Consider the following 22,660-nt stretch of genomic DNA (forward strand, 5'->3'; position numbering starts at 1 on the left):
CACCGGCTAAAAACCCCTCTAAAAATCGGCCAATTCTTTCTTTATAAAATTCACTCGGTCTCGGATGTATTGAAGTATAAAGTCAGGTTCGGAATCAAAGTAGCTTAGTTTATTTTTTAGAAAAGTATCGTTAAGGGCATAAGGTCTCAAAGTCTGGTGAAGTTCATTGATCTCTTTTTCAAGTTCTTTGGTGGTAAAGAATGTTTCGATTGTTTGCTCAAGTTTTAATTTGTATCGAGCTCTAAAGGTAGGACAGGCTAGTAGTCTCGCTGTAAGCGTATTGTAGCCACTGATGGGGATATAGTCATGTTCCATCATTCTTCCGTTAATATCTCGCCCCCACGTAGCGTCATAATCCCATGGAATAACTTCAAACCGATTGGTCTCCCTGTTTTGATAAAGGGCGTAGTTTTGAATAAAGGCGTCAAAGTTTTGTGTGCAAACGACGCCACATAGCCAGCTCAAATATTTTTCAACGTCTATTAAATTGTTTATTTCAGTTATAAACTTTTCTTGTGATAATGTGTTGATTTTATATAGAAGAATTTCAACTGAATGATCGTCTGATTCCAATCCATATTTTCTCATATATCCATCAAGCAATGATTTCTTCGGTTTGTAATCATCAGGTCGAAGGAGTGAAAAATTGGCGTCATCATTTTGAGCATAGTAAATGGGCCCATCTGGTAGGTTATGATTGTTAAGATAAAATTCATCTATCGAATCCAGTTTTAAATAGATGCTTGAGAAGAGGTTATTGTGTGTGAGCATAATGTGTTCAGCATTAGGAGTTAGTACATTCAATTTATGAAATAAATTGAAAGAAAGCTTACTTCTTAATAATGAATAATCATTGAATTCGGCATTTAAGTGCAGTGTTTTTTGATGATGAAATAAGTTCTTGTCATTAAACTCAACCATATAGGATTTTTTTTTGAATTTTCGCGTGTGTGCGCCACGATAAGTTGTTTTCACCTCATAATTCGTTTGGTCTACTTGTAAAACAGCTGGTACAAGTTGATCGCTCCATTTATCTTTCTTTAGCTTTTTCATACCTTTTTTATCGATCGATAAATGATAGTGTGGAATGCTCATACGTCACTTCCTTTATCCTTTTCCTACTCATAACAAGATATGAGGTCATATGAGATCATGCCACTTAAATGGGAGAGAGTGGAATTTTCCGTAGGAACTGAACAAGCTCTTCATTTCTTCATATCATATAGTAATGCTAAAGCAGAAGATAAGGGAAGGGAGCAAACAGTGTTGAAGAATGTTTCAATGAATGTAGAGGTGCTATTACAACAAGCTCAGGAAGCAGGTCTTGATGAGTTTCTTATTCAAAACCCGATCGAAGCTAGAGGTGGAAAGCGTAAGTCAGGGAAGAAATCTGGTCGTCGTTCAGGTAAAGGTTCAAGCGGTTGTCGTAGTCGTCGCTCAAGTGGAAAACGTAGCTCAGGGAAGCGTTCACGTTCAGGACGTCGTAGCTCAGGAAGACGTTCAGGTAGGCGTTCAAGCGGCAGACGTAGCTCAGGCAAACGCTCGTGCGGCGTGCGCTCTGGACTTTTCTCGACAGGGAGACGTAGCAACCGACGCAGCCGACGCAGCCGACGCTCAGGTAGGCGTTCGAGCGGCAGATGTAGCTCAGGAAGACGATCAAGTGGCAGACGTTCAAGAGGACGTCGTTAGATAATATTTGCTTTCATTTAAAGGACTGATTTTTAGAGATCAGTCCTTTTGATGTGGTATGCTTTTAAATAAAAAGAGTGGAGGTAGTGCCATGTACGATGTCACGATCATTGGAGCTGGAGTTAGTGGTATTTTTATGGCATATCAGTTAACAGAGCTACATCCAGAATATAAAATTATGTTAATCGATAAAGGAAAGAAGCTTACCGACCGAAATTGTAGGGCTCGTTCACAACAAGAATGTTCTTGTGACGTTTGTGACCAATACATAGGGTTTGCTGGGCTAGGTAAATCAGAAGGTAAATTTAATTATACGAATGATTTTGGTGGAAGTCTCGGTAGAAAAATAGGTACTGCTCAGTCGGAAAAATTGATGTGGGAAGTCGACCGCATTCTTTGTTCTTTTGGCGGGGACAAGGCTGAGCTCTATCATACATACAGTTCGGAGTTAGAGGAGAAAGCCAAAAACGTAGGATTAGATGTGTTCACGACATCAGTTAGACACCTTGGAACAAACCTTTCTTTTGAAGTGTTTCAAAATTTGTATGAGTATTTGTTAGAAAGAATCGATTTAAGATTTGAAACGGACGTTTACTCGATTGAAAAAGCAGAATACTTTGACATAGATACCTCAAAAGGAATCATGAAAACAAAAAATGTTGTTATCTCGACAGGCAATAGCGGAAGTGAGTGGATGTATGCCCAATGTGAACAGTTTGGTCTCGTGCCTGGTCCTGCTCGCCTTGATTTGGGTATCCGAGTAGAAATGCGAGGTGATCAGCTCACATCCATTTTGAAGGATACGTTCGAAACGAAGCTTCATATCCAACGAGAGGCATTTGAAGGAACGACGTACTGTATGAACCCAAATGGGAGAATCATAAGGAAATATCAACACGGACTTGTTATGCCCGATGGACAGAATAAAAGGGAAAAGAATGCTCCAGGAAACAACTTGAACTTCACTTTATTTGTTCCTTCTTTTTATTCTTCGAAAGAGGAAGCGGATCACACTGCACAGCAAATTATTAGGGGGATTAATAGAGAAAGGGATCGAATTGTTGTCCGGCGTCTGCGGGATTTAAAAAAACATAAGGCTACAACTTCGACAACCCTAAGTTCGAATTCAATTGTTCCTTCCCTTGATGGAGAAGCTGGGAACTTGATAGACGAAGTGCCCAACATCTATCTTCGTGCGCTTCAGGAGTTTCTTGATTGCCTCGAAAAGTTGATCGCTGAGCCAATTGATGAAGAGACGTTATTATATGGTATGGATGGGAAGTTTTATGAAGCTAAGATCCAGACAAATGAACAATTTGAAACAGAGATAGAAGGGTTCTTTTTGATCGGAGATTGCTCTGGTGAAACGCATTCTCTATCACAGGCAGCAGCAAGCGGTTTATATGTTGCAAATTTGATGTAAGAAAAAGATCGGCTCTATGGCCGATCTTTTGATTGCTTATTATGACGCAGATGATTCGGATAGTGCTTTTTCACGTTTTGATAGAAATTTCAAAGTGAAGATGGCAAATGCGAGCAGAGCAATACAGGTTAACCCAAGGTACAAGTTACTAAAAATAAGATTACTTCCTGATCTTGAAAGTGGATTCATTGAAAAAGTAACGTTTTTCATTTCAAGAAGCCTTCCGAAAATAGCTGAACTAAAAGCGCCAGCAAGGAAGTTCAATAAATTGAAAACCCCCATTCCTACACCATTTTGATTATCAGGTAGAATGGAAGACAGAAGATCAGCTGTTGAACTTTGGATGAGTGGAAACCCAAGATAAGCTATTAATAGACAAGGTGCAATGACCCATGCGTTGTAACCTGAAAACGTTGAGATGAAAAATGTTCCACTTGCGATCAGAAGAAGCGCTATTTTTACAACAAGTATTGCGCCACGCTGTTCGATGATTTTACCACCGATTTGGCCGATTAACCCAGCAGCCATTGCCCCGGGAAATAAGACAAGACCGATATTTAAGGTTGATAGCCCGTTAAGCTCTCGCAACATAATCGGGATGACGAAGATCAATCCAAAGAGCGCGGAAGTTCCAAGGAAACTAGTTAACACGGTAATCGTGTATTTGGTATTTTTCAATATAACGGGATCGATAAATGGGTGTGTAATCGTAAACGTTCGCCATAAGAATAGAATGAAAAAGACGGTAAAGAGGACGAGTAAATACCAAAGGAACGTTGTAATATAGAACAACAATGATGCTACCGATACGGCCATAAGCGCAGCACCTGGTAAATCAATAGATCCTGAACGCTTTTCTTCATTGGGTAGCCATTTTCTAAAGAGCGGAATGGCAAATACAGTCGCAACAGAGAAAAGGAAAAGGAAGCGCCAATTCAGCGTACCTCCTACAACGCCACCGATGATGGGACCTACACCGGAAGCAAAAGCAACGGTGGAAGAGATCAGTCCAAACACTCTTCCTTTTTCTTTAGGGAGAAACCGAATCGGAACAATAAAGGCAAGCGCTGGAATCGTTGCGCCACCAATTGCTTGAAGTATTCGTGCTGCTAGAAGAGTAGGATAGTTGGGAGAAAGAAAACCAATAAAGGCCCCTGTAGCAAAAATACTAATCCCTATAGTAAAAAGAGTTTTGATTGGATAGATATCGGCTAGCTTACCGTACATAAGAGAGCCAATGGCAAATACAAGAATATATCCAGTTAACACCCAGCTTACTTCTGATGGACTGAGATTAAAAGATGCAGCAATATCCGGAATGGCAACGTTGAACATCGTTCCATTCATAACAGCAAAAGCTAGGATCGTACAGACAAGAATAATTAGTTTTTTCCGCGCTGATGCATCTAAATTTTCATGTTCATAGTGGTCTGTCATAGCAGCCCTCCTTTAAATAAAGTTATTTTTTAGAGTATCTATTAACGCTATTTATTTAGTATCACGAAATAACACACACTCTTCTACATCTTAGAGGGCATTACATTAGAAGTAAACTGAGAAGACTTACAAAATCGGCCCTCTACACATATTTCCAGTTATAGACAACAGCAGTGAGATCGATTATGATGAATGAAGGAAAGACTGTCATGATGGAGGAACGGTTATGCCAACAATTAAGGATGTAGCAAAACGAGCAGGTGTTTCACGAACAACAGTCTCGCGAGTGCTGAATGACAATGGTTATGTTAGTCATGAAGCAAGGCAGCGCGTCGTTGAAGCAGTGGAAGAGATGGGATATATTCCGAGTGCACATGCGAAAACAATGCGTACGAAGCGTTCGGGCGTTATAGGCGTTATTCTGCCAAGAATCAGTACTGAAACAGCCAGTCGTGTTGTTAATGGGATCGAGAATGAGCTTGCGGCCAACGGTTATCAGATTCTTCTAACCAATACCCAATTACAGCCTGAGAAAGAAATACAAAATATAAAGCTATTAAAAAGTCGTCAGGTGGACGGTATTATTTTGCTTGCCACAAATCGGAACCAAGAATTACTTGATACCATTTCAGATGCTTCTATTCCTTTTGTTGCAATTGGACAGGAATTAAATGGCGTCATGTCTGTCGTATACGATGACTATCATTCTTCATATAGTGTGACAGAGTCACTTATAGAAAAAGGTCACCGCCACATTGGTTTTATAGGTGTACCAGAAACAGACCATGCTGTTGGGATCGTGAGGAAGCAGGGTTACCTTGATGCAATGAAAAAGCACGGTTTAAAAGTGGAAAACGGTTGGATTCAATATGGGAACTTTACCTTTGAGTCTGGCTATGAAGCTGCCAAACAATTAGTGAAGGAATCTGAATTAAAACCAACCGCTATATTTGCCGTAACGGACCGCATGGCGATCGGAGCGCTTGGCTTGTTGAAAGAGCAAGGAATTCGCATTCCAGAAGATATGGCATTATTCGGTATCGGTGCTTCTGACTTATCCCGCCATGTGACGCCTGCATTATCAACTGTGGACTATTTTAATGAGGATGCTGGACAGAAAACGGCTCAGCTTATTTTAGAGCAGCTATCAGGGAAAGTTTTGGAAAAGAAAAAACTTAAACTTAACTATAGACTTATTGAAAGGGATAGTGTATAGTAACTAGTGAAAGCGATGTCAATTTCTTTTTAACCAATGTGGAATCGTTCACATATCACTCATTATTTAATTACTTAACGATAGTCTAAGAAGGGCGAGGAAATGAAAACGCTTTTTTTGCCAAGTATGGAATCGATACCATGCGCAAGATAAAATGTGAAGGGAGTTAATGATATGGCTACAAACCGTGAGATTGCTCAGGAAGTCATTGATGCTATTGGTGGACAGGAGAATATTCAATCTGTTGCTCATTGTGCTACAAGACTAAGAATTATGGTACACGACAAAGAAAAAATTGATCAAGAAAGAGTAGAAGGGGTAGAGAAAGTAAAGGGTGCTTTCTATAATTCTGGACAATATCAGGTTATCTTTGGAACAGGGACTGTTAACCGAATTTATGATGAGGTGACAGCGCTAGGAGCAACTGGTTCTACCAAGTCCGAAATTAAAGAAGAATCAGCAAAGCAAGGAAATGCATTTCAACGTGCGATCCGCTCATTTGGTGATGTGTTCGTTCCTATCATTCCAGCGCTTGTAGCAACAGGGTTATTTATGGGACTACGCGGCCTTTTGCTTCAAGAAGAGATACTTGCTCTTTTCGGCTTAACACCAGGAGATATCTCAGATAACTTTATTCTATTTACAGAAGTTCTAACGGATACAGCATTTATCTTCCTACCAGCGCTTGTAGCATGGTCAACCTTCCGAGTGTTTGGAGGAAATCCGACGATCGGTCTCGTACTCGGATTGATGCTTGTTACGCCTGCTCTTCCGAACGCATGGGAAGTAGCGGCAGGAAATGCAGAGCCACTTAAGTTTCTAGGGTTTATTCCAGTAGTAGGCTATCAAGGTTCGGTTATTCCCGCTTTTGTTGCAGGTTTACTTGGAGCGAAGTTAGAAAAACGAATTCGTAAAATAGTACCAGAAGCACTGGATCTTATTTTAACACCGTTCCTAGTATTGTTAATTATGATTACTTTGTCACTATTTGCGATCGGACCTATATTCCATACGGTAGAAGAGTACATTATGGATGGTACGATTTATATTCTTGATCTTCCATTTGGTCTAAGTGGTTTAATCATTGGATTCTTCCATCAAATTATTGTTATTACAGGTGTTCATCACATTTTCAACTTCCTTGAAATTCAGTTGTTTGAAAACCTTGGCTACAATCCATTTAACCCAATCATTTCAGCGGCGATCGCAGCTCAAGGTGGGGCAGCACTTGCTGTAGGGCTGAAAACAAAGTCTAAGAAATTGAAAGCATTAGCTCTTCCATCTTCTTTATCTGCTTTTCTTGGAATTACAGAGCCGGCGATCTTTGGTGTCAACCTCCGTTATATGAAGCCATTTATCATGGGATTAATCGGTGGTGCAGTCGGCGGATTCCTCGCATCACTCTTTAAGTTAAAAGCGACGGGCCTTGCAGTTACTGTTATCCCAGGTACATTACTATTCTTGAATAGTCAGATTGTATTGTATCTACTTGTTAACATTATTTCGATTGGGATTGCGTTTGGTCTTACATGGGCATTTGGCTACAAAGACGGTATGCTTGATAAATAATAGCGAAGGGGATCCTCAGTAAAGCGGATCCCCTTTTTCAAAATTTTAATGAACTAGGTGATTTTTATGATGGATCGAAACGAGCAGCTAAAAGATCTTGCAATGAAAGAAATAGAAGCACAACGTGAAACAGTTGAAAGTGACTACCGCCGCTCAGCATTTCACTTAATGCCTCCTGCAGGGTTATTAAATGATCCAAATGGTTTTATACAATGGAAGGGCGTGTATCACGTTTTCTTTCAATGGATGCCTTTTAAAACGGATCATGGCGCTAAATTCTGGGGACATTATACGTCGACAGACCTCATTAACTGGGAGCTTGCCCCAATTGCCTTAGCCCCTGGGGACTGGTACGACAAGAATGGCTGCTATTCGGGAAGTGCGGTCGTCTCTGAAGATAAATTGATGCTTTTCTATACTGGGAATGTAAAAGATGAGCACGGAAATCGTGAAACTTATCAGTGTCTGGCTGAGTCAGAAGATGGGATTCACTTTGATAAAAAGGGCGTAGTATTAAACTTGCCTGAGGGATATACCCCTCATTTTCGAGATCCAAAAGTGTGGCAGCATTTAGATAAATGGTACATGGTGGTTGGTACGCAGAACCTAAATGAGGAAGGTCGAGTCGCCTTATTCGAATCAACCAATTTAAAGGACTGGATGTTGAAAGGGGACGTTACAGCTTCTGGGGAAAAACCGATTGGTGATTTAGGGTTCATGTGGGAATGCCCTGACTTATTTAAGTTAGATGAGAAGGATATTCTTCTCTTTTCTCCACAAGGGCTAAAGCCTACAGGATACTTGTACCAAAATGTCTATCAAACTGGGTATCTTTCTGGAGAAATGAATTATGTGAGTGGAAAGATGAATCACGGATCGTTTACAGAGTTAGATCGAGGTTTTGAATTTTATGCACCACAAACGACACTTGATGAGAACGGAAGAAGGCTGATGATTGGTTGGATGGGTGTGCTTGAGCAGGGAGAAGAGCATCATCCAACAATCGAACACAAATGGATACACATGCTAACCATTCCGCGAGAGCTTTCTTACGAAGGGGATAAACTTATTCAACGTCCTGTGAAGGAATTAGAAGCGATGCGGCAGAAGGAAATGAAAAAAGAATTTACTCTTTCTAATGAAGAAAAGGAATGGGAGGAGTTTCACGGAACCACGTATGAATTATTTCTTCATGTACAGAAAGTGGAAAGCTCGTTTGCTGTTAACTTCCGAAACAATGCAGAGATGATGTACGATGCTGATATAGGAATATTAACGTTTAAACGAAAGAGTTTTGTTGATGGAAAGGATGAGTTTCGAAGCTGCTCCATCGATCAAGTGCATAACCTTAGATTCTATGTCGATTCATCCTCGATTGAAGTGTTTGTTAACGACGGTGAGGAAGTGTTTACATCAAGGTTCTTCCCTGAAGAACATGATGTAAGTCTTACCTTTAAAGGTAACGGCTTTGTAGATGTGCAAGCGACAAAGTGGCTACTTGAAGCAAAATAGCAGAAAACCCCTCTGACCAAATCAGAGGGGTTTTCATATTGGATGGTGCTATTAAACGGAGCGAATAATTCCGCCCTCTACACGCTGAGCTGATCCATTTATCGCTGATGATAATGGGGACGCGAGAAAGGCTACTGTGTTTGCCACTTCTTCGACTCGTGCAAAACGTTGAATTAACGATGTTGGTTCGTTGTCTTTAAAGTAGTCTCGTGTAAAGTTATCAAGATCTTTCTTTTCTTCGGCAGCTGCGCCTTCCATGAAGCTTGCTACGCCATCTGTCCATGTAGGACCTGGTAGTACAGAGTTAACAGTAACATTTGAGCCTTTTGTTATTTCAGCAAGTCCGCGTGAGAAGCTAATTAAAGAACTTTTCGTTACCGAGTATGGAAGCATTTGGGATAGTGGTTTAACGCCTGCTTCACTCGCGATATTCAGGATTCGTCCTGTATCCCTTGATAGCATAGCAGGGAGAAATTCGCGACTCAGTCTCACGGCGCTAATGACGTTTGTTTGGAAATAACTCATCCACTCTTCGTCTGATACGTCTGTGAACGGCTTAACTTCGAATGCCCCCATATTATTAATTAAGATGTCGAGCTGACCAATCTTGTTTACTTCTTCAATGAGTTGCTTACTTTCGTCTTGCTTTGAAAGATCTCCAACCACACCGTGTACATTTCCGAGTGATGATAGTTCCTTTACCACATCCTGTACACGCTCATCCGTACGTCCGTTAATAATAACTTCTGCACCTTCTTTTAATAATGCTTCCGCAATTCCTTTACCTATTCCGGATGTTGATCCTGTAATAAGTGCTAGTTTGTCAGTTAATTGTAAGTTCATGATATTCTCCTTTCAAAATACAGTCATACTTTATCAATTAGTCTATTGAACAGACAACGATCGTGCCTGAAAAAAAAAGAGACGAGTAAAGCAAGCGCTGTTATATCCATTAAAGTTAAATCGTTCCACAAATTTGAACAAAATATGTATGGAATGTGACAAAAAAGTGATAAATACATGAGCAACTTTTGACATCTTGTGACACCTGTCACATTTATGAAAGGAACCTGCTACAATAGCCAATGGTAACAGTTGTTTCTGTCATTTTTTGTTTAAAATCTACTTAACTAATATATAGGAAGAAAGGAAGGTGGCCTGGCGGTGAAGCGAATGAAATCATTTTTTGCGCTCAGTATGTTTCTTGCAGTGATGGTATTGAGTGGCTGTAGTAACTTAACCGTTCTTGATCCAAAAGGACCTGTAGCAGAACAACAAGCGAATTTAATTCTTTTCTCTATTGGCTTTATGCTGTTTATTGTTTTGGTCGTGTTCGTGCTATTTACACTCATCCTTGTTAAATATCGTGAGCGTAAGAGTGGTCCTGAATACGAACCTCCACATATCGAGGGGAATGTGTTCCTTGAAATTGTTTGGACTGTAATTCCGGTAATTATTCTTATTGTCCTTGCAGTGCCGACTGTACAAACGATTTTTGCACTAGAAGAGGCACCGGAAGCGACGTCTCATAAAGATCCAATCGTGATTCATGCGACATCAGTCGATTGGAAATGGGTGTTTAGCTATCCAGAAGAAAATATTGAAACGGTGAACTATCTTCATATCCCTGAAGATCACCCAATTCTATTTAAATTAGCATCGGCAGATTCAATGGGATCATTTTGGATTCCGTCACTTGGTGGGCAGGAATACACAATGTCTGGCATGATGACAGAACTTTATTTGCAAGCTGATGAAATTGGTGAGTATCGCGGACGTAATGCCAACTTCACTGGTGAAGGATTTACTGAGCAGGTATTTACTGTAACAGCTGAATCTCAAGAAGATTACGATGAGTGGGTAGAAGAGGCGCAAGACGCACCTGAACTTACTCAAGAGAAATACAATGAGTTGATGCTTAAAGGTCATACAGAAGAGCAGACATTCTCAGAAACTCACCTTCAGTGGGTTGATCATGGAATGGACGCTGAATACGCAACAAAGGTCCGTAATGGCGAATCAACTGATGAAGATGAGTCCTCAGAAATGGATCATTCAGAAATGAACCATGAAGACTCTGAAAAAGATTCCGAGGAACACTCGCATTAAGAGAGGAGGAAGACACCATGAAATTGGATGAATTTTTTGTCACCGGGGATCCGCTGATCTATGGGGCGGATGTATCAATTGCACTAACATTGATTGGCGCAATCTTCGCCTTAACGTATTTCAAAAAGTGGAAATGGTTATGGACGGAATGGCTAACCACTGTTGACCATAAAAAACTCGGTATCATGTATATCATCGCGGCAGTTCTTATGCTTTTCCGCGGTGGTGTAGATGCCATGCTCATGAGGGCGCAATTAACGGTTCCAGATTCAAGCTTTTTGGATGCGAACCACTATAATGAAATATTTACAACGCACGGAACAATCATGATTATTTTCATGGCTATGCCGTTCTTAATTGGTTTAATAAACGTTGTTGTACCATTACAAATTGGTGCACGAGACGTTGCTTATCCGTTTTTAAACGCAGTAAGTTTCTGGACTTTCTTCATGGGGGCTATGCTCTTTAACATTTCATTTGTTATTGGTGGATCTCCATCTGCTGGTTGGACAAGTTATGTTCCATTAGCTGGTCTCGAACTAAGCCCAGGAGTAGGGCAGAACTATTACTTACTCGGCTTACAAATTGCAGGTATCGGTACATTATTAACGGGTATTAACTTCCTCGTTACGATTTTGAAAATGAGAGTACCATCTATGAAGCTTATGCAAATGCCTATGTTTACATGGTCTTCATTAATTACGATGGTTATCATCATCTTTGCATTCCCGGTTCTTACCGTGGCACTTGCACTTATGACGTTTGATCGTCTGTTTGGAAGTCACTTCTTTACAATGATGGATGGCGGTATGCCAATGCTTTGGGCAAACCTCTTCTGGATTTGGGGCCACCCTGAAGTGTACATTGTTATTCTTCCGGCGTTTGGTATGTTCTCAGAAATTATTAGTACATTTGCACGTAAGACACTTTTCGGTTATAAAGCAATGGTTTATTCCATGGTCGTTATTGCCGGACTAAGCTTCCTAGTATGGGTTCACCACTTCTTTACGATGGGAGCAGGTGGAGCAGTTAACTCATTCTTCTCCATCACTACGATGTTAATCGCCGTTCCGACAGGTGTGAAGATCTTTAACTGGCTATTCACTCTGTACAAAGGGCGAATACGATTTACGACAGCGATGCTTTGGTCGCTTGCCTTTATCCCGAACTTCGTTATCGGTGGGGTAACAGGTGTTATGCTAGCGATGGCAGCTGCTGACTATCAGTACCACAATACGTACTTCCTAGTTGCTCACTTCCACTACGTGCTCATCTCGGGTACTGTATATGCTTGTTTTGCTGGTCTATACTTCTGGTATCCAAAAATGTTCAATCACCGTTTGAACGAGCGTCTTGGTAAATGGAGTTTCTGGATTTTCGTTGCAGGATTTAACTTATGTTTCTTCCCGATGTATTTCCTAGGTCTTGCAGGAATGCCTCGTCGTATTTACACATATGGAATTGGAGACGGATGGATGAGCTTGAACGTACTTGCTACGTTCGGTGGTATGCTAATGGGAATCGGATTCTTGATTCTTGTTTATAACATCTACTATAGCTTCCGTTACTCTCCACGTGAAACAACTGGTGACCCTTGGGATGCTAGAACACTTGAATGGTCAACACCAGCTCCAGTACCGCATTATAACTTCGCTCATCTTCCTGAAGCGAAAGGACATGATGCATTCTGGATTATGAAAGAAGAGAAGAAACAAGGGAAAACACCTGAGAAGAAACCTTATAAACCAATTCATATGCCTAGTTACTCTGGCGTGCCGATTGTGATGAGTGTATTCTTCTTTATTGCAGGATTTGGTATGGTATTCTCTTGGAACTGGATGTCGATTCTTGGACTAATTGGTGTCCTTGCAACAATGGTGATCCGTTCATTTGATTATGATAAAGGTTTCTACGTTAGCGTAGAAGAAATAGAAGAAGATGAGAAAAAAACTACACTATAAAGGAGGCGTGAAGCATGGAATCAGTCGAATATTCTCCTAACACGCCTTTAGAATATCAGTCGGAAACTGGCCGACTGAATATTCTAGGCTTCTGGATTTTCCTCGGTGCCGAAATCGCTTTGTTCTCAACGCTGTTTGCTACTTATCTAGTATTAGTTGGTCGTACAGCTGGCGGTCCAGGACCAGAAGAGCTTTTTGAAATTAGTGGTGTGTTAATTGAAACATTTTTGCTACTAACAAGTAGTTTCACATGTGGACTTGCTATTCACTATATGAGAAATCATTCTCTTAAAGGATTGTTTCTCTGGTTAGGTATTACTCTCGCATTAGGTTTAGGATTCCTAGGATTTGAAATTTATGAATTTGTTCATTACATTCATGAAGGTGCTGCACTAACAACGAGTGCATACTGGTCTGCCTTTTTCGTATTAGTCGGAACGCACGGTGCCCACGTTACTATGGGTATTGCGTGGATCATTCTTATCTTGATTCAGTTAAAACAGCGCGGGTTAACACCTGACACAACAAGGAAGGTCTTTATTTCAAGTTTATACTGGCACTTCCTTGACGTTGTGTGGATCTTTATCTTCACAGCAGTCTACTTGTATGGGATGGTGATGTAAGATGGCCTCAAACAACGAGCAGACAAATAGTCATAGCCACTTCCCATGGAGCCACTTAGTTGGTTTCGGTCTATCGATCGTTTTAACATTACTTGCTTTATGGGTCGGATTCGCTTCAGACTTTAGTTTTAGAACGATTATGATTATTGTTGTCATCCTGGCATTGATTCAGGCAGCGATTCAACTCTTAATGTTTATGCACATTACTGAGAGTGATAGTAGCCGAATTCAGGTCGGAACGATTCTTTACGCAGTTTTCATTGCGGTTGCAGTCGTTGCCGGTACAATCTGGGTTATGTCATTCGGCATGCACAATATGAACATGTAATTAAAAAACCGTTGTTTCCCTCTAAGGGAAACAACGGTTTTTGTTTAAAAGTTAAGTTGTTTTATTCTTCTGTTTGTGGCATCTTCTTTGCAAGCTGACGTTCCTTAAGAAATGGACGAGCAAAGATAAGGTAAGCAGCTATGTGTGCAAATAAAACGTTAATCGCAAAAAGTGTAATAAAGAGTGTATGTGCTACCGGAGTCATACCGCCACCAATGTAGAAAATTAGCAGTGCCCAGATTGCCACAATAAACGGTGTGTGAACCAATGCAAGCTTCTTATAATCCTGCCACAGAAACAACGGTGTAGCCGTGATAACGAAAAGATAGACCATATAGACATCCATAGTGAACAACTCCTTTTAGTGATACCGCTTACAAATTAAACTTGTGTCGAATTAAAGGATAATTTGTGAATGTTTTGTTACAATTAGTATACCACAATTGTTTGAAAATTCTACATATATTTGAGATTTTTTTGCGATCACTTTATGATTTAAGAAAATGAATGAGAAAGTAGGGTTGATGATGAGCAGGGTTTCATTTCTTATTATATGGCTTGGATTCATTTTATATTCTGTTTTTCTAGCACCGGATGGCAATGGTTCTTATCTCTCAGACCTCCTAAAGATGAATGATCCAGACGCAGGTTTACTTGCTATGTTTTCCTTACTTGGCGTTTTTCCAGCGGTATTTGCTATTCTTCTTCTAAGGAATGATAGTGGATCAGTTCCAGCATGGCCATTTGTTGTAGGTTCTTTTGTATTAGGTGCTTTTAGTTTGCTTCCCTACTTTATTTTAAATAAAAATAAAGAACGTTCGAATCGAACACCAAATAAGGTGAGGAAATTTCTTCAATCGAGAGGTCTGTCTATTGTTCTAATCGGACTAACTTTTGGTTTGATGATGTATGGGCTTTTTGCAGGAGAGGCGACTATTTACCAAAAAGCTTTTCTGGAATCAAATTTTGTTCATGTGATGACCATTGATTTTCTTGTATTAACCGGGCTTTCAATCGTTGCTTTAAGAGATCGAGATGGGGTAGCGGGATGGATCGCGTTGCTTCCCATTATCGGCCCATTATCTCTTGTCATTACTAAAAACGGTAAGGAGCGAAAACATGCGTAAATTAGAAAAAAACGAAGTAATCGATGCAGTACGACTTTCAGAATATGCGTTCCAATATACAGTGCCTAAAGAAGAGTTAGATGAAAAAATCAAAGGGTATAGCGAGCATGAAATATGGGGCGATTTCGAGGGGGATGAACTTGCTGCGAAGCTACATTTAATCGATTTTGAAACTTGGCTAGGCGGAAAGAAAATAAAGATGGGTGGCGTTGCATCAGTCGCAACTTATCCCGAACATAGAAGAGGGGGAAGGGTAGCACGTCTGCTTAGAAATGGTCTTTTTGAAATGAAACAAAAAGGCCAAACAATCTCTTTTCTCCATCCATTTCAAATTTCTTTTTATCGAAAATTTGGATATGAAGTTTTGAATAACTGGAAGAAGGTAGAGTTGAAAGCGCAGGATCTTAAGCCTCTTCTTGCTGTAAGTGGAAAAGTAAGACGTGTTGAACTTGATGACGTCTTTGAAGTTCTGAATCCTGTTTACGAAGCGTTTGCGATTCGCTTTAATGGTATGCTCGTTCGAACGGAAAATTGGTGGAAGGAACGTGTTTATTCGAAAGGTTTTCGTTTTGCTACTTATACAAATGAAGAGGGGTGTATATCCGGATACATTTATTACAAAATAGAGAATCGAACATTAGAGGTTGAAGAAATGGTTTGTTTAGATGGGGAAGCAAGAAGAGGATTGTGGAATTATCTCTGTCAGCACGATTCTATGGTTGATCACGCTACGATTCTAACAAATGAAAGCGACCAGTTCACTTTTTTATTAGCCAATCCTAAAGTGAAAACAACGGTCGAGCCGTACTTTATGGCACGCATTGTTGATGTCGAGAATTTTCTTAGAGAATATCCGTTTACGTTAAAGTCAGGTGAGACTCTCTTTCTCCATATTACGGATGATCAGGCAGAGTGGAATAATGGAAGCTATCTGATTGATGCTGAAGGAGTGAGGGTATTTAAGGGAGATAAATTGAATGCAGCTTGTGCTCATCCACCAAAACGAGGCCTTCGATGTACCATTAATACGCTAACTTCTGTCTTGACTGGCTACCAAGATCCTTTCTTTCTTTATGAAGCTCGTTTATTAGAAGGATCAAAGGAAGATGTAGCGCGGTTGCAACGCATACGTTCCGCAAAGGAAACAAATTTCATGGACTTCTTCTAATGAAAAAATCCATTCTCTCATACGATGAGAGAATGGATTTTTTGCTTCAATCATGGACTTCAGTCGAAGCTTCTTTTTCAGCCTTCATATTTCCAATATATATTAAACGTAAAGCGACAAGCATTAATAAGATAGCAATCAATCGTTTTACATCAAAGGAAACTTGTAAGCCACCGAACCAACCAAAGTGGTCAATTAGCATTCCCATAGATAGCTGACCGATTACGGTTGAAATATTAGCTGCAATGACACCAATCTTTGGAACAGCAAGAATCGTAAGAAAAAGATAACCTACTCCAAACCAAACGGCACTAAGCTGCCATTTCGGCGCTTCAAGTATTTTAAGCAAATCTCCATTCCCAAAGAAAAGAATGACGATAAATAAAATCATAGCCCCAGTGATAAAAGTAATAAATGTACTCTCAAATGTTCCTGCTTTTTTACTAAAAGCCCCATTGATGGAAGATTGAGCGCTTAGAAAAATACCGCCAAAGACAGAGGCGAGTAGAATAAGAATCGACATCGATTAAACAACTCCTTAAAAGATTAAGATAAGAGCAATGGCCATTAATAAAACGGCCATAATTTTTTCCTTTTTTACCTTTGTTGCTTTACTTCCCAACCAGCCTTTATGTTCAATAATCATGCTCATAGCCATCTGACCTACAATGACACTGATCATCGCGAGACCTACACCTACGATAGGGATACCGATGACAAGAATGGTTAAATAAATGACGCCTAGAAAACCTCCGGATAGCTGCCACTTCGGTGCTTTAAATGTATAAGATAGAGATCCTTTTCCGAGAAATAGCACAACAATCCCAATAATGATTGTACCTACAGCAAAATTATAGAAGCTGCTCTCTAATTTTCCGATTGACTTGCCTAACTCTCCATAGATTGCTCCTTCTACGCTTAAAGCAGCACCGGCTAGTAAGGCGAGAAGATAAATACCAATTTTCAAGCTGACCAACTCCTGACAAATTTATATTTCGAGGAATGTCGATATGTTTACTAAAAAAAAGAGAGCTTAGAGCTCTTTTTCAATAAAAGCAGCGACTTGTTGAATAGTGGATTCATTTCTACGGTAATAGGTCCACTTTCCATGTCGCTCAGACTCTAGGAGTCCGGCTTTTTGCATCATGGATAAATAATGTGAAACGGTCGATTGGGACATGTTTGCTTTTTCTTGAATGTCGCCAACGCAAACGCCGCCTTTTTCACTGATGTTTTTAGAAAGGTGTGCGGTTGGTTTCTCAAAATGATCCATTGGATTCTTGAGCCACATTAACATATCAATACGTGTTTCATTTGCCAGCACTTTAAAAATATCGACGTAATTTTCCATGGCTTTATACTAATCGATGATCATCGATATGTCAAACGGTTTGCAAATCCTTTACCTTAAGAGAGAGCGGCATCAATTAAATCGAATAAGGGTATTCTGTTTATTAACAATTTAGAGACAGAAAGATTAAGACCAACTGAGGCTAGTTATGATGGACGAAGCCTTTTGTAAGGATAACTAATAGAGGTTAAATGAAACTGTAAACGAGAGGCGAGTAAACAATGACACGTATCGTAACATTATTCGTACTGATTCTTATAGCTGGATTATTAAGTGTAGTAAGCGCGAAAGGATGGCCTTCTTCTATGAAGGATGCAGCCAAGAAGAGTGAATGGGTAGGTTCATGGACAGCAAGCATGCAGGCCCCAGCTAAAGATGGAAATTCTCATGAGGGATTTAAGGATCAAACAATCCGATTAATTCTTCGCCCGCATATGGAAGGGGACAAAATGCGAATTCGATTATCCAATGAATTTGGTTCACTTCCTTTATCTATAAAAGAAGTGAGAGTTGCGACATCTAGGGATGGCGCAAATATTGAAAAGGAGACCGATCAGCTTATTACATTTGGTAGCAAAGAAGCTGTAACGATTCCCCAAGGAGAAACGCAATATAGCGATGCGATTGACTTTCCGGTAAGTGCAGACCAGAATGTAACGGTTAGTTTGTATGTAGATCGTGAAACAGGCCCAACAACGTGGCACCAGCGTTCAAATCAAACGGTATATATGTCTGAGAAAGGAAATCATGCCGGAGATGTAGAGGACTCTGCATACACATCAAAAGAAGAAGCCTGGTTCTGGCTAGACCGTTTAGAGGTTGTGCCTGACGAATCTGTAGAAGGATCTGTCGTTGTAATGGGAAGCTCAATTGCAAACGGCAACTATTCCACGTTAAACGCTAACCGACGTTGGCCAGATTATCTTGCTAATCGAATGAATGCGAAAGACGCTGACGTAAAAATGTCTGTATTAAATGCAGGGATTTCTGCTAACCATTTAATCAATAGTGAAGAAGGAAAAGGGCAGAATGCATTTGCAAGATTAGAACGAGATGTGCTAAGTCAAGAAGGGATCAAAGGTGTTATCCTACATGAGGGCATTAATGATTTAAGACACTATCCTGAATATGATTCAAAGAAAATCATTGATCGAATGAAAAAAATCATTAAAGCAACTCACGAAAAGGGTCTTCCCATATATGGAGGTACATTAACTCCTTATAAAGATTCTAGTATGTTTACAAAAAAGGGAGAAAAGACCCGCCAGGAAGTGAACGAGTGGATTCGAACGAGCGGAGAATTTGATGCTGTCATTGATTTTGATAGAGCATTAAGAGATCCAGATGATCCAGAAAAGTTTCTCTCGAAGTATGATTCTGGGGATCATTTGCATCCGAATGATGAAGGGTATAAAAAGATGGCAGATGAGGTGGATTTTTCGATATTTAAATAAAAGTAATCCTTGCTAAAAGAACGAATGTTCGCTAAACTTAGGTTATCAACCGAATATACGTTCTCACATCATGGTATGGCTTCCACTTTCTTAGGGGGAGCCATCTTTTTTTGGAGGAGGGAAAGGGAATGGAAAATGAGTACGTGTTGAAGCAAATGGAGAAAGATATGAGGGAAGCGATGACGCGATTTTCAACAATGAAGAAAAGAAATGGTATGAAGACAATTGTCCAAAGACAAATGCAAGGTAGTCGTCAGTGGAAAAAGGATATTTAGTGAAGCGTCGTTGTTGCTATCCTACCTTGACAAACCGTGAGTAAATTGATATTTTTGTTAAAATATATTTTCTTATCCAGAGAGGTGGAGGGACTGGCCCTTTGAAACCTCAGCAACAGGTCCATTGGATACTGTGCTAACTCCAGCGGGTGATAAACCTGATAGATGAGAGCCTTCGGTTTTATTTTGTCAGTTACGCACTCCATTCGAGTGCGTTTTTTTGTTTTTCTGGATGGAAAAGTAAGGAGAAATAATATGGAAAGCAAACAGGGTTTTAAAAGGGAGATGAAATCAAGACATGTAGTGATGCTCTCACTCGGAGGGGTCATCGGTACGGGATTGTTTTTAAGTTCTGGCTACACGATCCAACAAGCTGGTCCTGTTGGGACGATCCTATCTTATCTGGTAGGCGCACTTGTCGTTTACCTGGTCATGCTGTGCTTGGGAGAGCTAGCGGTTCATATGCCTGAGACAGGTGCGTTTCATAGCTATGCGGCTCAATACATTGGCGGAGGGACCGGTTATACAGTTGCCTGGTTGTACTGGCTAACCTGGACAGTTGCGCTAGGTTCTGAGTTTACAGCTGCGGGTATGCTCATGCAGAGGTGGTTTCCACTTATTAGTGTATGGATTTGGAGCGGCTTGTTTGCTGCAGTGATCTTCATTTTAAATATTTTGACTGTGAAATTTTTTGCGGAGAGTGAGTTCTGGTTTGCCCTTGTAAAGGTTCTGGCTATTGTGTTGTTCATTATTTTAGGTGCCGCAGCAATCGTAGGGTTTATTCCAATGGAATCTGGTGCGAATGCATCGTTATTTGCTAACTTTACAAATGAAGGGATCTTTCCGAATGGGGTATTTGCCATATTAATGACGATGCTGGCAGTGAATTTTGCTTTCTCTGGAACTGAACTCATTGGAATTGCAGCTGGAGAAACAGAAAATCCTGCGAAAACCATACCAAAAGCCATTCGCACCACGTTAATTCGGCTCATTCTATTCTTTGTCGGTTCAATCTTTATTTTATCAGCTCTTCTCCCAGCATCAGAAGCTGGAGTTCTAGAAAGCCCATTTGTTGCAGTACTTGAAATAATTGGAATTCCATATGCGGCAGATATAATGAATTTTGTTATTCTTACAGCCATTTTATCCGCTGCAAATTCAGGGTTATATGCTTCGTCGAGAATGCTCTGGTCACTTTCAGACAAGCAAATGATTTCTCCTATTTTTGCTAGGCTCAACAAAAATGGTGTCCCTCTTCCTGCTGTGATATTAAGTATGTTAGGCGGAGCACTAGCACTACTTTCAAGCATCATTGCGCCAGATACCGTTTATGTGGTGCTTGTCTCTATTTCCGGGCTTGCTGTTGTCATTGTATGGATGAGTATTAGTGCGTCACAATTTCTTTTTAGAAAGAAATATGTAAAAGAAGGAAAATCCATTAAAAACCTTCGTTATCGAACGCCTTTCTATCCTGTCGTTCCGATTCTAGCCTTCTTGTTATGTCTGGCTTCCTTGATTGGCATTGCTTTTGATCCGACCCAGCGAGTGGCATTGTACTGTGGGATACCGTTTATTGCACTATGTTATGGAAGTTACTATTTAACAAAACGAGTAAAGAAAAGGGGAATAAGTAATGTGGCAGAATCAAAATCCTATTAAGGCAATTTTAGAAGATTTTAATTTGGTAATATTGGACGGGGCCCTTGCGACAGAGCTCGAAAAATATGGGTGTAACTTAAATGACCCACTTTGGTCTGCGCGCGTTTTGCTTGAAAATCCAGAGCTCATCTATCAGGTTCACCTCGATTATTTCCGTGCAGGTGCAGATTGTGCCATTACATCAAGTTATCAGGCTACAATGGAAGGATTAACATCTCGAGGTTTAAGTGAAGGAGAGGCAATGGACTTAATAAAGAAAACAGTTTTTCTCGCACGAAAGGCCCGTGATGATTTCTGGGAGCGAGAGGAAAAGTTGAATCGCCCAAAACCTTTTATCGCAGCTTCCGTTGGACCTTTTGGGGCGTACCTAGCTGATGGATCGGAGTATCGAGGCGATTACAATGTTAGCGACGAGGTACTTACCGCATTTCATCGCCCAAGAATAGAAGCATTAATTGAGGCAGGTGCTGATGTTTTAGCATTTGAAACGATTCCATCATTTCAAGAAGCGAAAGTTTTAAGTTGCCTATTACAAGAGTTTCCATCCACTTATGCTTGGCTTTCCTTCACCATTCAAAGTGAAGAAAAAATGAGCGATGGAACATCTTTAAAAGCATCTTCTCAATACTTTAAGGAAAATGGGCAAATTACGGCAATCGGCATTAACTGTGCGTCTCCTTCGCTTGTGACAAAAGCGATTTATCAATTAGTTTCTCGAACCGATAAACCGATTATTGTGTATCCTAATTCAGGAGAATTTTATGACGCTAAGACCAAAACATGGCGGGAGGGTGAGTCGTGTGATGGAATTGTCGATGGATCAAATGAATGGTTTCAAGCAGGTGCACGATTAATTGGTGGGTGCTGTCGGACAAGTCCTGAACAGATCAAGCGACTTTATGAAAAATGGCGACAGTAGAAAATCAAATGAAAGGAGATAACGGCTGTGCCGTTATCTCCTTTCATTTAGTGAATTTAGTTTAAAACGGATTCGTCGCCCACTGCAATGACTGCTTTATGAAAATCCGTGGGTGCAACTTCAATTGACCTACCATATATTCGGCAAGGTCCTCAGGCTGCATGTATTTCTCTTTATCTTGCTCATCAAGCTTGTCACCAAAGACGAGTTCAGTCGCAACAAGGCTTGGATTAAGAGTAAATACACGAATGTTATTTCGACGAACTTCCTGCATAAGCGCTTCGGTCATCCCTTGAATGGCGAATTTAGAAGCACTATATGACGTAGATCCAGCAGTCCCTTTTAAACCACTACTTGACGAGATTGTGATAATATCACCGCTGTCTTTTTCGATCATTTGTGGAAGAACAGCCCGTGTTACATGATACGTTCCATAAACATTTACTTCGAATGTTTCCTTCCAGTCATCGGGTTCAATCTCTAAGAACGATCCGTAACGTCCCATTCCAGCATTATTGATCAAAATATCTGCCGAGCCGAGTTCGTTTTTCAAGTGATCGATGGCTTTATTGACTTCCTCAATCTCTGCAATGTTAGCAGGGGCAACGATCGCTTTAACTCCGTAAGATTCTGCTTCCTTAGCGACTTCGTTTAGCTTGCTTTCGGTTCTAGCGATCAAGCCAACACGAACCCCTTCACTTGCAAGCTGAAGAGCTGTCGCGCGTCCGATACCGCTACTTGCGCCTGTAATATACGCAATTTTTCCTTTAATTGTTTGTCCCATTTTGTATCATCCTTTCTCCAATTTCCTACTTTCTAGTCTATAGCTAGCAGAGCAGA

Annotated in this window: 23 protein-coding genes and 1 riboswitch; of the genes, 15 read left to right on the forward strand and 8 right to left on the reverse strand. The window is 40.5% G+C overall.

Annotated features, from left to right (window positions below):
• Positions 1-18: 18 nt before the first annotated feature.
• Positions 19-1,095 (reverse strand): CotH kinase family protein, encoded by a 1,077-nt coding sequence (locus ACIFPW_RS15080; RefSeq protein WP_430245473.1) that lies wholly within the window; start codon positions 1,093-1,095, stop codon positions 19-21.
• 232 nt (positions 1,096-1,327) lie between these two features.
• On the opposite strand from ACIFPW_RS15080, the gene ACIFPW_RS15085 reads away from it, so the two are divergent.
• On the forward strand, positions 1,328-1,693 hold the full coding sequence (locus tag ACIFPW_RS15085) for a hypothetical protein (RefSeq protein ID WP_430245475.1): 366 nt from the start codon (positions 1,328-1,330) through the stop codon (positions 1,691-1,693).
• A gap of 87 nt (positions 1,694-1,780) precedes the next feature.
• Complete coding sequence (locus ACIFPW_RS15090) at positions 1,781-3,112, forward strand: NAD(P)/FAD-dependent oxidoreductase (protein ID WP_430245477.1); 1,332 nt, start codon at positions 1,781-1,783, stop codon at positions 3,110-3,112.
• Between the two features lie 39 nt (positions 3,113-3,151).
• Here the strand turns inward: ACIFPW_RS15090 and ACIFPW_RS15095 are convergent, their stop codons facing one another.
• Complete coding sequence (locus tag ACIFPW_RS15095) at positions 3,152-4,549, reverse strand: MFS transporter (RefSeq protein ID WP_430245478.1); 1,398 nt, start codon at positions 4,547-4,549, stop codon at positions 3,152-3,154.
• A gap of 226 nt (positions 4,550-4,775) precedes the next feature.
• On the opposite strand from ACIFPW_RS15095, the gene ACIFPW_RS15100 reads away from it, so the two are divergent.
• From ACIFPW_RS15100 to ACIFPW_RS15110, 3 genes are all read left to right on the forward strand, one after another.
• The gene (locus ACIFPW_RS15100) at positions 4,776-5,765 is read left to right on the forward strand and encodes a LacI family DNA-binding transcriptional regulator (RefSeq protein ID WP_430245480.1); all 990 of its coding nucleotides are present in this window, start codon (positions 4,776-4,778) and stop codon (positions 5,763-5,765) included.
• A gap of 174 nt (positions 5,766-5,939) precedes the next feature.
• Complete coding sequence (locus ACIFPW_RS15105; RefSeq protein ID WP_430245482.1) at positions 5,940-7,334, forward strand: sucrose-specific PTS transporter subunit IIBC; 1,395 nt, start codon at positions 5,940-5,942, stop codon at positions 7,332-7,334.
• A 69-nt stretch (positions 7,335-7,403) separates the two neighbouring features.
• Complete coding sequence (locus ACIFPW_RS15110) at positions 7,404-8,846, forward strand: sucrose-6-phosphate hydrolase (protein WP_430245484.1); 1,443 nt, start codon at positions 7,404-7,406, stop codon at positions 8,844-8,846.
• Positions 8,847-8,897: 51 nt separating this feature from the next.
• On the opposite strand, the gene ACIFPW_RS15115 is transcribed toward ACIFPW_RS15110, so the two are convergent.
• Positions 8,898-9,689, reverse strand: coding sequence for an SDR family NAD(P)-dependent oxidoreductase (locus ACIFPW_RS15115; protein WP_430245485.1), 792 nt, complete (start codon positions 9,687-9,689; stop codon positions 8,898-8,900).
• A 330-nt stretch (positions 9,690-10,019) separates the two neighbouring features.
• Between ACIFPW_RS15115 and qoxA the strand changes: the two genes are divergently transcribed.
• The 4 genes from qoxA to qoxD are packed head-to-tail and all read left to right on the forward strand — an operon-like array spanning position 10,020 to position 13,867.
• A complete protein-coding gene (gene qoxA / locus ACIFPW_RS15120; protein WP_194218220.1) occupies positions 10,020-10,955 on the forward strand; it encodes a cytochrome aa3 quinol oxidase subunit II in 936 nt (311 codons plus the stop codon).
• Positions 10,956-10,972: 17 nt separating this feature from the next.
• Entirely contained in the window at positions 10,973-12,916 is a 1,944-nt protein-coding gene (gene qoxB / locus ACIFPW_RS15125; protein WP_303532711.1) for a cytochrome aa3 quinol oxidase subunit I, read from the forward strand.
• Between the two features lie 14 nt (positions 12,917-12,930).
• Positions 12,931-13,539, forward strand: a complete 609-nt coding sequence (qoxC, locus tag ACIFPW_RS15130) for a cytochrome aa3 quinol oxidase subunit III (protein ID WP_303532709.1) — start codon at positions 12,931-12,933, stop codon at positions 13,537-13,539.
• Position 13,540: 1 nt separating this feature from the next.
• Complete coding sequence (gene qoxD, locus ACIFPW_RS15135; RefSeq protein ID WP_194218223.1) at positions 13,541-13,867, forward strand: cytochrome aa3 quinol oxidase subunit IV; 327 nt, start codon at positions 13,541-13,543, stop codon at positions 13,865-13,867.
• A gap of 61 nt (positions 13,868-13,928) precedes the next feature.
• Here the strand turns inward: qoxD and ACIFPW_RS15140 are convergent, their stop codons facing one another.
• A complete protein-coding gene (locus ACIFPW_RS15140) occupies positions 13,929-14,213 on the reverse strand; it encodes a spore morphogenesis/germination protein YwcE (protein ID WP_165998911.1) in 285 nt (94 codons plus the stop codon).
• A 157-nt stretch (positions 14,214-14,370) separates the two neighbouring features.
• Between ACIFPW_RS15140 and ACIFPW_RS15145 the strand changes: the two genes are divergently transcribed.
• Together ACIFPW_RS15145 and ACIFPW_RS15150 are read left to right on the forward strand one after the other, a co-directional pair.
• Positions 14,371-14,994 (forward strand): hypothetical protein, encoded by a 624-nt coding sequence (locus ACIFPW_RS15145; RefSeq protein ID WP_430245488.1) that lies wholly within the window; start codon positions 14,371-14,373, stop codon positions 14,992-14,994.
• Complete coding sequence (locus ACIFPW_RS15150) at positions 14,987-16,162, forward strand: GNAT family N-acetyltransferase (protein ID WP_430245489.1); 1,176 nt, start codon at positions 14,987-14,989, stop codon at positions 16,160-16,162. The genes ACIFPW_RS15145 and ACIFPW_RS15150 overlap by 8 nt, the downstream gene beginning before the upstream one ends.
• Before the next feature lie 46 nt (positions 16,163-16,208).
• Here ACIFPW_RS15150 and ACIFPW_RS15155 read toward each other — a convergent pair whose 3' ends face one another.
• The 3 genes from ACIFPW_RS15155 to ACIFPW_RS15165 all read right to left on the reverse strand — a co-directional run bounded on the left by ACIFPW_RS15155 (position 16,209) and on the right by ACIFPW_RS15165 (position 17,513).
• Entirely contained in the window at positions 16,209-16,685 is a 477-nt protein-coding gene (locus tag ACIFPW_RS15155) for a DMT family transporter (RefSeq protein ID WP_430245491.1), read from the reverse strand.
• A gap of 15 nt (positions 16,686-16,700) precedes the next feature.
• Positions 16,701-17,129 carry a DMT family transporter gene (locus tag ACIFPW_RS15160; protein WP_430245493.1) on the reverse strand — a complete coding sequence of 143 codons (429 nt, stop codon included), beginning with the start codon at positions 17,127-17,129 and terminating at the stop codon, positions 16,701-16,703.
• Positions 17,130-17,195: 66 nt separating this feature from the next.
• Entirely contained in the window at positions 17,196-17,513 is a 318-nt protein-coding gene (locus tag ACIFPW_RS15165) for an ArsR/SmtB family transcription factor (RefSeq protein ID WP_165998901.1), read from the reverse strand.
• Between the two features lie 221 nt (positions 17,514-17,734).
• Here ACIFPW_RS15165 and ACIFPW_RS15170 point away from each other — a divergent pair, with 221 nt between their 5' ends.
• The 4 genes from ACIFPW_RS15170 (at position 17,735) to mmuM (ending at position 21,820) form a co-directional block, all read left to right on the forward strand.
• Positions 17,735-18,967: an SGNH/GDSL hydrolase family protein gene (locus tag ACIFPW_RS15170; RefSeq protein ID WP_430245495.1), complete on the forward strand. Its 1,233-nt coding sequence runs from the start codon at positions 17,735-17,737 to the stop codon at positions 18,965-18,967.
• A gap of 128 nt (positions 18,968-19,095) precedes the next feature.
• Positions 19,096-19,242 (forward strand): hypothetical protein, encoded by a 147-nt coding sequence (locus ACIFPW_RS15175; protein WP_165998898.1) that lies wholly within the window; start codon positions 19,096-19,098, stop codon positions 19,240-19,242.
• Positions 19,243-19,311: 69 nt separating this feature from the next.
• Positions 19,312-19,414: riboswitch (SAM riboswitch) on the forward strand.
• 83 nt (positions 19,415-19,497) lie between these two features.
• A complete protein-coding gene (mmuP, locus tag ACIFPW_RS15180; protein ID WP_430245497.1) occupies positions 19,498-20,901 on the forward strand; it encodes an S-methylmethionine permease in 1,404 nt (467 codons plus the stop codon).
• Positions 20,876-21,820: a homocysteine S-methyltransferase gene (mmuM, locus tag ACIFPW_RS15185; protein WP_430245499.1), complete on the forward strand. Its 945-nt coding sequence runs from the start codon at positions 20,876-20,878 to the stop codon at positions 21,818-21,820. The genes mmuP and mmuM overlap by 26 nt, the downstream gene beginning before the upstream one ends.
• 61 nt (positions 21,821-21,881) lie before the next feature.
• Here mmuM and ACIFPW_RS15190 read toward each other — a convergent pair whose 3' ends face one another.
• Positions 21,882-22,604 carry a 3-ketoacyl-ACP reductase gene (locus tag ACIFPW_RS15190; RefSeq protein WP_430245501.1) on the reverse strand — a complete coding sequence of 241 codons (723 nt, stop codon included), beginning with the start codon at positions 22,602-22,604 and terminating at the stop codon, positions 21,882-21,884.
• Positions 22,605-22,660: the final 56 nt, after the last annotated feature.

It is taken from the genome of Pseudalkalibacillus sp. NRS-1564 (genome assembly GCF_050467905.1).
GTDB lineage: Bacteria > Bacillota > Bacilli > Bacillales > Guptibacillaceae > Guptibacillus > Guptibacillus hwajinpoensis_B.

Excerpts from the sequence above, each read along its gene's own strand:
- ACIFPW_RS15080 (WP_430245473.1), bottom strand. The coding sequence starts at position 1,095 with ATGAGCATTCCACACTATCATTTATCGATCGATAAAAAAGGTATGAAA.
- ACIFPW_RS15085 (WP_430245475.1), top strand. The coding sequence starts at position 1,328 with ATGAGTTTCTTATTCAAAACCCGATCGAAGCTAGAGGTGGAAAGCGTA.
- ACIFPW_RS15090 (WP_430245477.1), top strand. The coding sequence starts at position 1,781 with ATGTACGATGTCACGATCATTGGAGCTGGAGTTAGTGGTATTTTTATG.
- ACIFPW_RS15095 (WP_430245478.1), bottom strand. The coding sequence starts at position 4,549 with ATGACAGACCACTATGAACATGAAAATTTAGATGCATCAGCGCGGAAA.
- ACIFPW_RS15100 (WP_430245480.1), top strand. The coding sequence starts at position 4,776 with ATGCCAACAATTAAGGATGTAGCAAAACGAGCAGGTGTTTCACGAACA.
- ACIFPW_RS15105 (WP_430245482.1), top strand. The coding sequence starts at position 5,940 with ATGGCTACAAACCGTGAGATTGCTCAGGAAGTCATTGATGCTATTGGT.
- ACIFPW_RS15110 (WP_430245484.1), top strand. The coding sequence starts at position 7,404 with ATGGATCGAAACGAGCAGCTAAAAGATCTTGCAATGAAAGAAATAGAA.
- ACIFPW_RS15115 (WP_430245485.1), bottom strand. The coding sequence starts at position 9,689 with ATGAACTTACAATTAACTGACAAACTAGCACTTATTACAGGATCAACA.
- qoxA (WP_194218220.1), top strand. The coding sequence starts at position 10,020 with ATGAAATCATTTTTTGCGCTCAGTATGTTTCTTGCAGTGATGGTATTG.
- qoxB (WP_303532711.1), top strand. The coding sequence starts at position 10,973 with ATGAAATTGGATGAATTTTTTGTCACCGGGGATCCGCTGATCTATGGG.
- qoxC (WP_303532709.1), top strand. The coding sequence starts at position 12,931 with ATGGAATCAGTCGAATATTCTCCTAACACGCCTTTAGAATATCAGTCG.
- qoxD (WP_194218223.1), top strand. The coding sequence starts at position 13,541 with ATGGCCTCAAACAACGAGCAGACAAATAGTCATAGCCACTTCCCATGG.
- ACIFPW_RS15140 (WP_165998911.1), bottom strand. The coding sequence starts at position 14,213 with ATGGATGTCTATATGGTCTATCTTTTCGTTATCACGGCTACACCGTTG.
- ACIFPW_RS15145 (WP_430245488.1), top strand. The coding sequence starts at position 14,371 with ATGAATGAGAAAGTAGGGTTGATGATGAGCAGGGTTTCATTTCTTATT.
- ACIFPW_RS15150 (WP_430245489.1), top strand. The coding sequence starts at position 14,987 with ATGCGTAAATTAGAAAAAAACGAAGTAATCGATGCAGTACGACTTTCA.
- ACIFPW_RS15155 (WP_430245491.1), bottom strand. The coding sequence starts at position 16,685 with ATGTCGATTCTTATTCTACTCGCCTCTGTCTTTGGCGGTATTTTTCTA.
- ACIFPW_RS15165 (WP_165998901.1), bottom strand. The coding sequence starts at position 17,513 with ATGGAAAATTACGTCGATATTTTTAAAGTGCTGGCAAATGAAACACGT.
- ACIFPW_RS15170 (WP_430245495.1), top strand. The coding sequence starts at position 17,735 with ATGACACGTATCGTAACATTATTCGTACTGATTCTTATAGCTGGATTA.
- ACIFPW_RS15175 (WP_165998898.1), top strand. The coding sequence starts at position 19,096 with ATGGAAAATGAGTACGTGTTGAAGCAAATGGAGAAAGATATGAGGGAA.
- mmuP (WP_430245497.1), top strand. The coding sequence starts at position 19,498 with ATGGAAAGCAAACAGGGTTTTAAAAGGGAGATGAAATCAAGACATGTA.
- mmuM (WP_430245499.1), top strand. The coding sequence starts at position 20,876 with ATGTGGCAGAATCAAAATCCTATTAAGGCAATTTTAGAAGATTTTAAT.
- ACIFPW_RS15190 (WP_430245501.1), bottom strand. The coding sequence starts at position 22,604 with ATGGGACAAACAATTAAAGGAAAAATTGCGTATATTACAGGCGCAAGT.